The sequence below is a fragment of the Allostreptomyces psammosilenae genome (assembly GCF_013407765.1).
Classification (GTDB): Bacteria; Actinomycetota; Actinomycetes; order Streptomycetales; family Streptomycetaceae; genus Allostreptomyces; species Allostreptomyces psammosilenae.
Window position 1 is genome coordinate 170,362 of sequence record NZ_JACBZD010000002.1, and the last position, 13,221, is coordinate 183,582.

9 protein-coding genes and 1 riboswitch are annotated in these 13,221 nt (G+C 73.6%); of the genes, 4 read left to right on the plus strand and 5 right to left on the minus strand.

Translation table 11 applies throughout. The features are described 5' to 3' along the window. Nucleotides 1-142: 142 nt before the first annotated feature. Both FHU37_RS23060 and FHU37_RS23065 read right to left on the minus strand, forming a co-directional pair. Nucleotides 143-1,651, minus strand: a complete 1,509-nt coding sequence (locus FHU37_RS23060; RefSeq protein ID WP_179816603.1) for an alpha,alpha-trehalose-phosphate synthase (UDP-forming) — start codon at nt 1,649-1,651, stop codon at nt 143-145. A gap of 302 nt (nt 1,652-1,953) precedes the next feature. Then, entirely contained in the window at nt 1,954-3,018 is a 1,065-nt protein-coding gene (locus tag FHU37_RS23065; protein WP_179816604.1) for a glucosyl-3-phosphoglycerate synthase, read from the minus strand. 482 nt (nt 3,019-3,500) lie between these two features. Further along, nucleotides 3,501-3,662: riboswitch (SAM riboswitch) on the plus strand. Between the two features lie 16 nt (nt 3,663-3,678). Between FHU37_RS23065 and thrC the strand changes: the two genes are divergently transcribed. The 4 genes from thrC to groL all read left to right on the plus strand — a co-directional run bounded on the left by thrC (nt 3,679) and on the right by groL (nt 8,565). Continuing rightward, nucleotides 3,679-4,986, plus strand: coding sequence for a threonine synthase (gene thrC / locus FHU37_RS23070; RefSeq protein ID WP_246451242.1), 1,308 nt, complete (start codon nt 3,679-3,681; stop codon nt 4,984-4,986). 75 nt (nt 4,987-5,061) lie between these two features. Next, nucleotides 5,062-5,340, plus strand: coding sequence for a ubiquitin-like small modifier protein 1 (locus tag FHU37_RS23075; protein ID WP_179816605.1), 279 nt, complete (start codon nt 5,062-5,064; stop codon nt 5,338-5,340). Between the two features lie 968 nt (nt 5,341-6,308). Next, on the plus strand, nt 6,309-6,512 hold the full coding sequence (locus FHU37_RS23080; protein WP_179816606.1) for a cold-shock protein: 204 nt from the start codon (nt 6,309-6,311) through the stop codon (nt 6,510-6,512). 424 nt (nt 6,513-6,936) lie between these two features. Continuing rightward, nucleotides 6,937-8,565: a chaperonin GroEL gene (gene groL / locus FHU37_RS23085; RefSeq protein ID WP_179816607.1), complete on the plus strand. Its 1,629-nt coding sequence runs from the start codon at nt 6,937-6,939 to the stop codon at nt 8,563-8,565. Nucleotides 8,566-9,328: 763 nt separating this feature from the next. Here the strand turns inward: groL and FHU37_RS23090 are convergent. The 3 genes from FHU37_RS23090 to FHU37_RS23100 form a co-directional block, all read right to left on the minus strand. Beyond that, nucleotides 9,329-10,981, minus strand: coding sequence for a PTS transporter subunit EIIC (locus tag FHU37_RS23090; RefSeq protein WP_179816608.1), 1,653 nt, complete (start codon nt 10,979-10,981; stop codon nt 9,329-9,331). 229 nt (nt 10,982-11,210) lie between these two features. After that, nucleotides 11,211-12,182, minus strand: coding sequence for an N-acetylmuramic acid 6-phosphate etherase (gene murQ, locus FHU37_RS23095; RefSeq protein ID WP_179816609.1), 972 nt, complete (start codon nt 12,180-12,182; stop codon nt 11,211-11,213). Between the two features lie 88 nt (nt 12,183-12,270). After that, entirely contained in the window at nt 12,271-13,209 is a 939-nt protein-coding gene (locus FHU37_RS23100) for a MurR/RpiR family transcriptional regulator (RefSeq protein ID WP_179816610.1), read from the minus strand. Nucleotides 13,210-13,221: the final 12 nt, after the last annotated feature.

Here is a 13,221-nt window from a genome sequence, read left to right on the forward strand (position 1 = left end):
GCAGTTGGCGGCTGGCGGCTCCGGCGGCGCGGCGGGAGAGCGCTCCGAGGCCGCGAGCCGGCTCCTGGACCACTGGTGGCGGCGTGGTGCCGCGCCCGGCCCGCCGCCGCCCGTGCGGTGGCGGGCCGGGCCGCGCCGCCGCTCAGCCCAGCGCCTCCAGCTGGTCCATGAACCAGCGCGCGGGCGGCAGCGCGGCCGCCGCCTCGGCCAGCCGCTTGCTCCGCCCGGAACGTTCCTCCGGGGGCATCGAGAGCGCCTGGTGCATCGCCTCGGCCGTGCCGACCACGTCGTAGGGGTTGATGCCCAGGGCGTCCTCGCCGAGCTCGGCGTAGGCGCCGGCCTCGCGGGAGAGCACCAGGGCGCAGCCGGCGTCGGAGACCACCGGGATCTCCTTGGCCACCAGGTTCATGCCGTCGCGGATCGGGTTCACCACCGCCACGTCGGCCATCCGGTAGGCGGCCAGCGAGCGGGCGAAGTCGTCCTCGACGTGCAGCAGCAGCGGGGTCCAGTCCTCGGTGCCGAACTCGGCGTTGACGGCGTCGGCGAGCCGGCGCACCTCCGCCGTGTAGTGGCGGTAGGAGGCGAGGTCCTGCCGGGAGGGGTAGGCGAAGGCGACGTGCACCACCCGGCCGTGCCACTCCGGGCGGGTGCGCAGCAGGTGCTGGTAGGCCAGCAGGCCGCGGACGATGTTCTTGGACAGCTCGGTGCGGTCCACCCGCACCAGCATCCGGCGGTCGCCGACCTGCTCGCGCAGCACGGCCATCCGGGCGTCGACGTCGGGGCGGCGGGAGCGCTCGGTGAGGAACGCCGCGTCGGCGCCGAGGCCGTGCACCCCGATCCGGGTGGTGCGGCCCTCGTGGACGATCTCCAGCAGGTCGCGGCCGTCGCCGGCGGCGTCCGGCGCGCCCGCCTCGCGGACCTCGGCGGCCAGCAGGTCGCGGCAGCAGGCGGCGAAGGCCCGGGCCCAGCGCTCGGTGAGGAATCCGGCGCGGTCCGCGCCGAGTATGCCCAGCAGCACCTCGCGGGCGACCGCGTCCGGCAGCATCCGGAAGTAGTCGACCGGCGCCCACGGGGTGTGCGAGAAGTGGCCGACGCGCAGGTCGGGGCGGAGCGCGCGGAGCAGGCCGGGGACCAGCACCAGGTGGTAGTCCTGCACCAGCACCACGGCGTCCGGACCGGCCTCCTCGGCGAGCGCCCGGGCGAACGCCTCGTTGTAGGCGCGGAAGTTCTCCCACTGGGTGGCGAAGTGGGCGTCGAAGGCCGGCTCCACCGGCGTGTCGTAGAGCATGTGGTGCACGAACCACAGCACCGAGTTGGCGATGCCGTTGTAGCCGTCGGTGAACACCTCCGGCGGGATGTCCAGCAGGCGCACGGGAAGGCCCTGGCCGTCCCCGTCGCCGGGCAGCAGGTCCGAGCGGTCCAGTCGGCCGCCGGGGGAGCGCCGGGCGGCCTCGCGGTCGGCGTCGGACATCGCCGCGCACACCCACACGGCGTCCGAACCGAGGCCGGCCGCGGAGATCCCGGAGACCAGCCCGCCGCCGCCGCGCCGGGCGGAGAGCGTGCCGTCCGCCTCCAGCCGGAAGGACACCGGGCCCCGGTTGGAGGCCACGAGGACCCGCGCCGCGGGGCCCTCGCCGATTCGCTCGTTCATGCGTTTCCCTCGCTGCGATCGCTGCGATGGTCCATGCGAGAGGCACTGCCCCCACCCGGGTGATCGCAAACGCGTTCGTGGCCGTGCGGGGCGCCCTCCGTGCACCCTGCGCCGCCGTGCGACCACGGGGAGGTGACGAAGATCTCAGCGCGGCGCGCCGGAAGGGGAACGGCCGGGTCCGGTGCGGCGGGTCCGCGCGATCGGCGTCGGCGGTGGCCCGCCCGCCGGTGCGGGCCCGGGCGGGCCACCGCCCCGGCGGCGCCCGCGCCGGAGGGCGCCCCGCGCGGCCGGCCCGGCGCCGGCTACCCCGCCAGCCCGGCCGGCAGCACCTCCTCCAGGGAACGGCGGTGCGCCAGGTACTCCGGCACCCGCACCATCGGCGGACGCTCGTCCGCCGCCACCGCGTGCACCTTGGGGCGGAAGCCCTGCCCCGGCACCCGGTCGAACTGCACCAGGGTGTCGCCGAGGTCGGCGGTCAGGCCGCCGTCCGGGCCGGTGCCGATCCGCCGCGGCTGCGGCGTGAGCCGGGCCTGCCGCTCCACCGCCGTGCGGTGGATCGTCGCCGCCATCCGCCCCAGCGCCTGCCCGTCCTGGTGCCGGTGCCGCCGCACCCCGACGTCCACCTGCGCCATCGCGTCCAGCCCGACCGCGTGCAGGGTGTCCACCAGTAGCCCCAGCTCCACCCCGTAACCGCAGGGGAACGGGAGCTGCTCCAGCAGCGAGCGGCGCGCCGCGTACTCGCCGCCGAGCGGCTGCACGAAGCCGGCCAGCCGGGGCCAGTACAGGTTGATCAGCGGACGCGCGACCAGCTCGGTGACCCGCCCGCCACCGGCCGGCTCCACCGAACCGCCCTGCTCCAGCGGCCGGTCGTACATGGCCTTGACGAAGTGCACCGGCCCGCCGTCGGCCGCGCTGGTCTCGGTGAGCAGCGGGCCGATGATCCCGGTGACGAAGTCCGAGGAGAAGTCCCTCAGGTCGGAGTCGACGAAGCAGATGATCTCGCCGCGCGCCGCCAGCAGCGAGCGCCACAGCACCTCGCCCTTGCCGGGCACCACCGGCCAGTGCGGCAGCAGCTCCTCGCGGGTGACCACGCGCGCGCCGGCGGCCCGGGCCACCTCGCGGGTGCCGTCGGTGGAACCGGAGTCCACCACCAGCACCTCGTCGACCAGCGGTACCTCGTGCATCAGGTCGGCGCGGATGGTGCGCACGATGTCGCCGACCGTGGCCTCCTCGTTCAGGGCAGGCAGGACGACGCTGACGGTTCCGGCCCGTCCGGCGGCCCGCTTCGCCGTCAGCAGCCGCCGGACGGGCCGGTCGGCCACGCTCCAGGAGCGCCGGAGCAGCCAGCGGTTCACCTCGTCGTGCATGGGGGCACCTTCCGTTGGTCTTCGGGGCCGCCGCCGCGGCGGCGGACCGGTCGTCGTTCCGCGGGACCCCCGGGGGCGGCCTGGCCGCCAGCGCCTGGCGAGCGCGCCGGCCGGGGCGGGGAGCGGGGAGCGGTACGGGACCGGGGAACAAAGGGGGATGGTACGGAGAGGGGTCGAACGCGCGGTGTCCATCGCGCGGAGGGCGGTGCGGGCGGCGTCGTCGGCACCCGCACGGCCCGGTGCCGGCGGCTGCGCCGGTCACCCTGAGGTGTGTTGTTTCCGCCTCCGACCGGCAGAAACATTTATTGACAAACAGGGGCAAATCAGGCTGTGCCGTCTCGGTTACTGGTCACCGTCGGCCCACGCACCGCTCCCGGGTTAGAGTTTGCTTCCGGGAGTGGACCTTTCGGTGTCCGTCCCGAGACAAACGTGTTGCCGCCGCTGATCTCCCCGTGCAGGTCCGGCGGCCGGCGACTCCACAGAGCTCATCCAGAGGGGCAGAGGGAACGGCCCGTTGAAGCCCCGGCAACCCTCCAGCCGGTCCACTCGTAGCCGGTCCGCGTGACGCGGGCCCGCGGCGAGGCCGCCGGCGGGGAAGGTGCCAAGTCCGTCCCGCGGCGTACCCGCCGTGGGGAAGATGAGGAGAGAGAGGGCCTCGCCTTGGCTTTGTCAGCCGCCACCCCCGCATCGCCGACCACGTCCACCACCACGGCCCCGGACGCCACCAGCCCGGCCTCGTTCGGCAATGCCGTCGCGCTGTCGTGCCGGGAGTGCGGGGAGCGCTTCCCGCTCGGTCCGATCTTCGCGTGTACCAGCTGTTTCGGCCCCCTCGAAGTCGCCTACGACTACCCGGCCGGTGCGATCACCCGGGAGTCCATCGCGGCCGGGCCGAACTCGATCTGGCGCTACGCCGCGCTGCTGCCGGTGCCCGCCGGCGTCGCCGAGCGGCCGAACCTCAACCCCGGCTTCACCAGGCTGGTCCACGCCCGCAACCTGGCCCGCGAGCTCGGCATGCGGGCGTTGCACGTCAAGGACGACTCCGGCAACCCCACCCACTCCTTCAAGGACCGGGTGGTGGCCATCGCGCTGGAGGCCGCCCGCACCTTCGGCATGAACACGCTGTCCTGCTCCTCCACCGGCAACCTGGCCGGCGCCGTCGGCGCCGCGGCGGCCCGGGCCGGCCTGCGCTCCTGCGTGTTCATCCCCTCCGACCTGGAGGCCGGCAAGCAGGTGATGGCCGCCGTCTACGGGGGCGACCTGGTCGGCATCGACGGCACCTACGACGACGTGAACCGTTTCTGCTCCGAGCTGATCGGCGACCCGATCGGCCAGGACTGGGGCTTCGTCAACGTCAACCTGCGGCCGTACTACGGCGAGGGCTCCAAGACCCTGGCCTACGAGATCTGCGAGCAGCTCGGCTGGCGCATCCCCGAGCAGATCGTCATCCCGATCGCGTCCGGCTCCCAGCTCACCAAGATCGACAAGGGGCTCGCCGAGCTGGTCAAGCTCGGCCTGGTGGAGGACCGCCCGTACCGCATCTTCGGCGCGCAGGCCACCGGCTGCTCCCCGGTCTCGGCCGCCTTCAAGGCCGGCCACGACGTGGTCCGCCCGGTGCGCCCCGACACCATCGCCAAGTCCCTGGCGATCGGCAACCCGGCCGACGGCCCGTACGTGCTGGACATCTGCCGCCGCACCGGTGGCGCGGTGGAGGACGTCTCGGACGCCGAGGTGGTCGACTCCATCAAGCTGCTGGCCCGCACCGAGGGCATCTTCGCCGAGACGGCCGGCGGCGTCACCGTCGGCGTGCTGCGCAAGCTGCTGGCCTCCGGCGCGCTCGACCCCGAGGCCGAGACCGTGGTGCTGAACACCGGCGACGGGCTGAAGACGCTGGACGCGGTCGCCGGGACCGGGCCGTCCGCCGTCATCAAGCCGACCCTGGACGCCTTCCGCGCCGCCGGCCTGGCGTAGCCGCGCCACCGCGCCCGCGCGGCGCCGTCCCCCTGACTCCCCACCTCCCTCCCGCTGTCCCGAAGGGCCGAAGCCATGAGCGTCTCCGTTCGCATCCCGACCATCCTGCGCACCTACACCAAGGACCAGGCCGAGGTCTCCGTGGAGGGCGGAACCCTCCAGGAGGTCATCGACGCGCTGGAGGCCGACTACCCGGGCATCCGCGCCCGCATCCTGGACGACGCGGGCAAGCTGCGCCGCTTCGTGAACGTCTACGTCAACGACGACGACGTGCGCTTCGCCGACGGGCTCGCCACCGCGACGCCGGACGGCGCCGGCGTGTCGATCATCCCGGCGGTCGCCGGAGGCTGCTGACCACACCGGCGCGGTCGGCCGCCGACCGTACGGCAGGGGGCCGCGGACGGCGGCCACCGAGGGCAGGCGTGAGGCCGGCCGGTTCCCCCTGGGCAGGGGTGAACCGGCCGGCCTCACGCGTGCCCGGACCGGGCCGGGCGTTCGGGGCGTGCGGCGCGTTCGAGGGGTGCGGGCGGTCGGTGCGCGCGCGGGTGGGTGGGGGCGTGGGGGCCGGCGAAGCGCGCGCCGGGGGGCGTGCGGGCCGGGGTGCGGAGGGAGTGCGGGCGGCCGGCGCGCGACGGGTGTACGCGGGGCGCGCGGGTGTGCGGCGCCGGGGCGGGATCGCGGCCGAGTAACCGGTAGGGTGGTGCCGCCGCACCGACGTCGTGCCGTGGCGTGGTGGCCGTGCCATGCCCGCTGTCGGGCCGGCCGCCCGTGGCGCCGTGCCGCGGGCCATCCCCCGGCGGGTCGCCCACGACCGCCGCCGCGAACCGCGGGGCCGCCGCCCTCCTCGCGGCCCGGCCGTACCGGAACGCGTCGATCCGGTGTTCGACTCCGGCGCCCGGCGCGCCACCCGGCTACACCGCACAACGCGCACCACCGGTACCACGCGAATCACTCGCACCACGAGCAACAGCCGCGCCCGACGGCGCTCCGAATCGACCGTCGCCATCTGCCTGATCGATTCGTCGGAGAAGCGCCATTTGTCCACCACTCATTGCGGTATTCGTCGGACATGGCATGAAATGTCTCTCGGTAAAGACGTGGCACTTTTCCTCCTCGTGACCTGTTGCGGAGGGCGCTCGGGCAGATACATTCGGCCGCGGTCGAGGTTCGTCCGACGGCCTGGGGACACCCGGGGCGAGCGGCGTTCCCATCGCTGACCCTCTGCCCTGTGGGGACTTTCCTTCAGGGGGCCGGAAGAAAGCGAGCGACCCGGGTCCGCGAAGTGCAGATCCGTGCAAGGGCCAGCAATAGGGGAGTTAGGAATGGCTCAGGGCACCGTCAAGTGGTTCAACGCGGAGAAGGGTTACGGCTTCATCGCGGTCGACGGTGGTGCGGACGTGTTCGTCCACTACAGCGCGATCCAGATGGACGGCTACCGCACCCTTGAAGAGGGTCAGCGGGTCGAGTTCGAGATCTCCCAGGGCCAGAAGGGCCCGCAGGCGGACCTGGTCCGCCTGGCCGGCTGACACAGCGGCTGACGCCGGCTCCGCCACCGCGGCGGCCGTCGGGGAGTGCGTGTGGGCCCCCGTCCCGACCTGGGACGGGGGCCCACACGTGTGTCCGCCCCGCCCAGGGCCGCCGCCGTGCCCGCCCCGGTCCGCGCCTGTCCGCGCCCTGCTCGCGCCTGTCCGCGCCCTGCTCGCGCCGGTCCGCGCCCTGCTCCGCCGTGCCGCCGCCGCGCCGTCGTGACGCCGCCACGCACGCCCGTGCGCTTGCACTCGCAGGGGGCGAGTGCTAATCATTGCTTTGGCACTCTGAGGTTGAGAGTGACAGCGGATCGGGTCGGCGAGGCCCTGGGCGCGCCGGGAGGGACCGGAGCGGCCGAGGCCGTCCGTCGCGGGCGTCGGTTACGGTCCGAAGATTCCACCCCGTCTGGGAGGACCCCTTCACATGGCCAAGATCATCGCGTTCGACGAGGAGGCACGGCGCGGTCTCGAGCGCGGTATGAACCAGCTCGCTGACGCCGTCAAGGTCACCCTCGGTCCCAAGGGCCGCAACGTCGTCCTGGAGAAGAAGTGGGGCGCCCCCACGATCACCAACGACGGTGTGAGCATCGCCAAGGAGATCGAGCTGGAGGACCCCTACGAGAAGATCGGCGCCGAGCTGGTCAAGGAGGTCGCCAAGAAGACGGACGACGTCGCCGGTGACGGCACGACCACCGCGACCGTGCTGGCCCAGGCCCTGGTCCGCGAGGGTCTGCGCAACGTCGCCGCCGGTGCCAACCCGATGGCGCTCAAGCGCGGCATCGAGAAGGCCACCGCCGCCGTCTCCGACCAGCTCCTCCAGCTGGCCAAGGAGATCGAGACCAAGGAGCAGATCGCCTCCACGGCCTCCATCTCCGCCGCCGACCCGCAGATCGGTGAGCTGATCGCCGAGGCCATGGACAAGGTCGGCAAGGAAGGCGTCATCACCGTCGAGGAGAGCCAGACCTTCGGCCTGGAGCTCGAGCTCACCGAGGGCATGCGCTTCGACAAGGGCTACATCTCGCACTACTTCGCCACCGACATGGAGCGGATGGAGGCGTCCCTGGAGGACCCCTACATCCTGATCGTCAACTCCAAGATCTCCTCGGTGAAGGACCTGCTCCCGCTGCTGGAGAAGGTCATGCAGTCCGGCAAGCCGCTGCTGATCATCGCCGAGGACGTCGAGGGCGAGGCCCTGGCCACCCTGGTCGTCAACAAGATCCGCGGCACCTTCAAGTCCGTCGCCGTCAAGGCCCCGGGCTTCGGCGACCGCCGCAAGGCCATGCTCGGTGACATCGCCATCCTCACCGGTGGCCAGGTCATCTCCGAGGAGGTCGGCCTCAAGCTGGAGAACGCCGGTCTGGAGCTGCTCGGCCGCGCCCGCAAGGTCACCGTCACCAAGGACGAGACCACCATCGTGGACGGCGCCGGCGACAGCGACCAGGTCCAGGGCCGCGTGAACCAGATCCGCGCCGAGATCGAGAACTCCGACTCGGACTACGACCGCGAGAAGCTCCAGGAGCGCCTCGCCAAGCTGGCCGGCGGCGTGGCCGTCATCAAGGCCGGCGCGGCCACCGAGGTCGAGCTGAAGGAGCGCAAGCACCGCATCGAGGACGCGGTGCGCAACGCCAAGGCCGCCGTCGAGGAGGGCATCGTCGCCGGTGGTGGCGTGGCCCTGCTCCAGGCCTCCACCTCCGCCTTCGAGAAGCTGGACGTGGACGGCGACGAGGCCACCGGTGCCGCGATCGTGAAGCTGGCCGTCGAGGCCCCGCTGAAGCAGATCGCCGTGAACGCCGGCCTCGAGGGCGGCGTCGTGGTGGAGAAGGTCCGCAACCTGCCGGCCGGTCACGGTCTGAACGCCGCCACCGGCGAGTACGTGGACCTGGTGGCCGAGGGCATCATCGACCCGGCCAAGGTCACCCGCTCCGCGCTGCAGAACGCGGCCTCCATCGCCGCGCTCTTCCTCACCACCGAGGCCGTCATCGCGGACAAGCCGGAGAAGGCCGCCGCTGGTGCCGCCGAGGGTGGCATGCCCGGCGGTGGCATGGACTTCTGATCCCACCCCGGCCACCGGCCGGACAGGGATCGGCACCGTCCATCCGCCGAGGGGCGGCACCCGGGAGCTGGAGCTCCCGGGTGCCGCCCCTCGGTCTTTTCCCGGGCTCGGCGTTTATGGCATGCCTATGCCATTTGGTGCTGTGTTGCTGGTGGTGTGCCCGTTCCGGCGCTGTTGCTGTTGTCCTTGCTGTTGTTGTTGCTGTTGCTGTTGCCGTTGCGTTCGCTGCTGTCGTTGTTGTTGCTGTTGTCCCGAGGCCCTTCCACTTGGGGACGCCTGCCGCTGCCTGGCCCTTTCCCCCGGGCGGGCTGCTCGGGAGGGGCCCGCCCCGGGGCCTGGGGGTTATCCACAGTTGGGTTTTGCCCCCTTGCGGGGTATCCCCGCTCTCGGTTACCCCTGGAGACATGGGGGCGCCGGAGTTGTCCACAGGTGGCGATTGCCCTCTTGTGCTGCGCGTCTGACCTGGGTTACCCCTGAGACAAGGGGGCGGCTGAGTTTTCCACAGGTAGGTTTTGCTCCCTTGTGCTGGCGGCCTGGTCTGGGTTAGCCCTGGAGACAAGGGGGCGCCGGAGTTGTCCACAGGCGGCGATTGCCCTCTTGTGCTGCGCGTCTGACCTGGGTTACCCCTGAGACAAGGGGGCGGCTGAGATTTCCACAGGTGGAATTTGCCCCCTTGCGCGATCGGCCCGCCCCGCCGGCCCCGCGCCCCTCCCGCCCCCACCTCGGTCCGCCCCGCGCCTCATCCGCCCCCGCCCCCGCCCATTCAGGTCCCCGCGCTGCCCGAGGTGCCGGCGGGCGCGGCCGGGGGCGGCGGCGGAGAGGAGGCGGTGGGGGAGGTGGCGTCGGCGGAGGGCCGGGGCGTGGCGGACGGGTCGCGGTCGAACTCCTCCAGCATCTGCCTGCTGAAGCCGAAGAAGTAGGTGACCACGAAGCCGGCGACGTAGCCGGCGACCAGCCCGAGGCCGTAGACGGCCACGGTGGCGCCGAGCCCCGAGTCACCGGTCACCAGGGGGAAGAGCGCCCAACCGGAGGGGCCGATGGCCGTGGAGCCGACGTCCGTGCCCAACTGGTTGAACAGCCCGACCACCCCGCCGCCGAAGGCGCCCCCCACGCACGCCGTGATGAACGGCCGCCCGAGTGGCAGCGAGACCCCGTAGATCAGCGGCTCCCCGATGCCCAGCAGCCCGGCCGGCAGCGCGCTGCGGATGGTGGCGCGGATGCCGGGGTTGCGGGGCAGGCGCAGGTACACGGCGGCGGCGGCGCCGACCTGGCCCGCGCCGGCCATGGCGAGGATCGGCAGCAGCACCGTGTAGCCGTCCTGCTCGATCAGCGTCGTGTGGATCGGGATCAGCGCCTGGTGCAGCCCCAGCATCACCAGCGGGAGGAAGAACCCGGCCAGCACGAAGCCGGCCACCGCGCCGCCGGTGCCCATCAGCCAGTCCGCCACCCAGCCGATCGCCTCGGCCACCTCTCCGGCGACGAACATCAGCAGATAGAGGGTCACCAGCCCGGCGCCGAGGACGGCCAGTGTCGGCGTCAGCAGCACGCTGACCGCCTCCGGAACCCAGCGCTGGCACCAGCGTTCCAGGTAGGCGGCGAGCACGGCCGCGCCCAGGGCGCCCAGCACGCCGCCCTGACCCGGCGCCAGGCTGCGGTCGGCACCGAGGAAGCCGACCGACACCTCGGCCACCCCCGGATAGACCACGACTGCCGCCACCGCGCCGCCGACCACCGGCGTGCCGCCGAACTCGCGCGCCGCGTTGATGCCGACGAACACCGCCAGCACCGAGAAGAAGGCCCCGCTGACGGCGGTGAGGGCCGGCTGCACTCCGACGAGCCAGCCGGCGTTGCGCAGCAGCCCGTTGACGCCCGCGACGATGCCGCAGGCGATCAGCGCCGGGATCAGCGGCACGAAGACGGCGGCGATCCGGCGCAGCAGCAGCCGGCCGGGCGTCGCGTTGCGCCGGCGCAGGCGCTCACGGATCTCCGCGCCGCGCTCGGCGGCGGTGAGGTCCGTGCCGGCGTCGGGGCCGGGGTCCGGGCGGGAGGCGGAGTCGGGGGCAGGGCCGGGGGCCGAGAGGGAGGCCGGGGCGGACTGGGCGGCCTCGACCAGGCGCCGCACCTCGGCGGTGACCGCCGCGACCGGGCCGGGGCCGAGCACCACCTGGTAGGTGTCGTCCTCGACGACGCCGAGCACGCCGGGCAGCGCGCGCAGTTCGGCGTCCCGCACGGCCGCCCGGTCCCGCAGGCCCAGGCGCAGCCGGGTCATGCAGTGTTCGACGGAGGTGATGTTGCCGGCGCCGCCCACGAGCGGGAGCAGGGCGCGGGCCGTCCGTTGGTGCCGGTCCCCGCCGGCTGTGCCTTCGCCTCTGTCGCCGTCGCCGCCCTCGCCAGCGGCGTCGATGGTGCTGGTCATGTCGGTGGCCTCCTGGGAGAGGAAGACAGGGAGTAGGAGAGCAGGATGCTCCACGAGCGGGAGCGCGGAGAACGGGACGGGAGGAGGTAGGAAGGGGCGGAGCGGGAGGCTCCGCGGCGGACCGGGCCAGTGACGGACCGGGCCAGGGGTGGGGCGGGCCAGGGGGGGAGGGCGAGACGGCGCCGGGGCTGGGGAGGGTGGCGGGGGAGGGCGGAGAGCCGAGCGGGGGTCAGGCGACGCCCGTGGTGCGCAGCGCCGCGCGCAGATGGCCGTCGTGCTCGGCGAGCACCTTGGCCGCCGACGGGCCGTCGATGCCGGCGAGCACGACGAGGATGGCGTCCTTGACCTCGCCGCCGGTCGCCGACAGCGCCGTCTCGATCTCCTCGTCGCCGGCGCCGGTCGCCAGCCGGACGATGCGCCGGGCGCGGGCCCGGAGCTTGTCGTTGGTGGCCCGGACGTCCACCATCAGGTTTCCGTAGGTCTTGCCGAGCCGGATCATGGTCAGCGTGGAGACCATGTTGAGCACGAGCTTCTGGGCCGTGCCGCCCTTCAGGCGGGTGGAGCCGGCCAGCAGTTCGGGGCCGACCACGACCTCGATGGGGTGCTCGGCCGCGGCGCCCAGTTCGGAGCCGCTGTTGCAGGCCAGGCCCAGGGTGAGCGCGCCCTTGGCGCGGGCGTGGCGGACCGCGGCGACGGCGTAGGGGGTCCGTCCGGAGGCCGAGATGCCGACGACGGTGTCGTCGGCCGTCAGGCCCAGCTCGTCCAGGTCGGCCACGGCCTGCTCCGCGTCGTCCTCGGCGCCCTCGACGGCGGTGAGGATCGCCGGCGGCCCGCCGGCGATCAGGCCGACGACCCGGGAGGGCGGGGTGCCGAAGGTGGGTGGGCACTCGCTGGCGTCGAGCACGCCGAGCCGTCCGGCGGTGCCCGCGCCGGCGTAGATCAGCCGGCCGCCGCCGCGCATCCGCTCGGCGATGGCGTCGATGGCGACGGCCAGCCGCGGCAGCACCTCCGCCACGGCGCCGGCGACCCGCGCGTCCTCCCCGTTCATCAGCCGGGTGAGTTCCAGGGTGGAGAGTTGGTCGAGGTCGGCTAACTCGGGGCGGACCGCCTCCGTGGTCATGGTGTCGAGTTGGGCGCGCAGCCGGCGGTCGGCGGCGTGCGGGTCGCGTGCGTCCGGCTCGGCCGGGGAGGTGCGGCTCATCGGGTCGGGCCTCCGTGCGGTCGGTGCCAGGCCGTACCGACGGCGGGGCCGCGGCCGGGGTGACGACCGCGGCCCCGCCCGGCACGCCCTAGGAGCGGGTGTGGCGGTGGGCCAGGGCCGCGCGGGAGGCGGCCAGTGCGTTGCGGGTGCTGTCGTAGGTGCGTTGCGCCACGCCGATGAACAGGCAGTCCACGACGAGGAGCTGGCTGGTCCGACTGCCGAGCGCGCCGGGACGCAGTTCCGTCTCGCGGCCGGCGGTGGTGGTGAGCACGTGGTCGGCGTAGCGGACCACGGGGGCCTTGGGGCGGCCGGTGACGGCGATGGTCGTGGCGCCGCGTTCGAAGGCGGCGCGCAGCGGCTCGATGACGTCGACCGTGCCGCCGGAGTCGGTTATGGCCACCGCGACGTCACCGGGGCGCAGCACCACGGCGCTGGTCACCGCCGAGTGCATCTCGCAGTGGGCGTGCGCGACCATGCCGATGCGCAGCAGCTTCTGGACGAGGTCCTGGGCGACCAGGCCGGAGGCGCCGATGCCGTAGACGTCGATCCGGCGGGCGGCGACCAGGCTGTCGACGGCCGCGGAGAGCGTCGCGGGGTCGAGCTGCGCGGCGGTGTCGGCGAGGGTCTGCTGCTCCTCGCGGGCGAGCTTGGCCACCACCTCGGACATCGGGTCGTCCAGGGTGATGTCGGCGACCACGCCGGGGGGTTCGGCGACCCGCTCGCGCACGGCCGTGCCGGCGAGGGCGATGCGCAGGTCGCGGTAGCCGGGGTAGCCGAGCAGGCGGGCGGTGCGGACCACGGTGGCCTCGCTGGTGCCGGTGCGCACGGCCATCTCGGTGACGGTCAGTACGGCGCAGCCGGCCGGGTCGGCGACCACGGCCTCGGCGACGCGCTGCATGGAGCGCGTCATGGACGGCAGCAGGGTGCGGATGCGGCTGCGCAGGGGGTCGGCGGTGACGGTCGCGGCGCCGTCCACGGGCACCGCGTCCTCCGCGGTGCTGAAGTTTTCCTTCACATCGGACGACATGTGCTGAAGGTA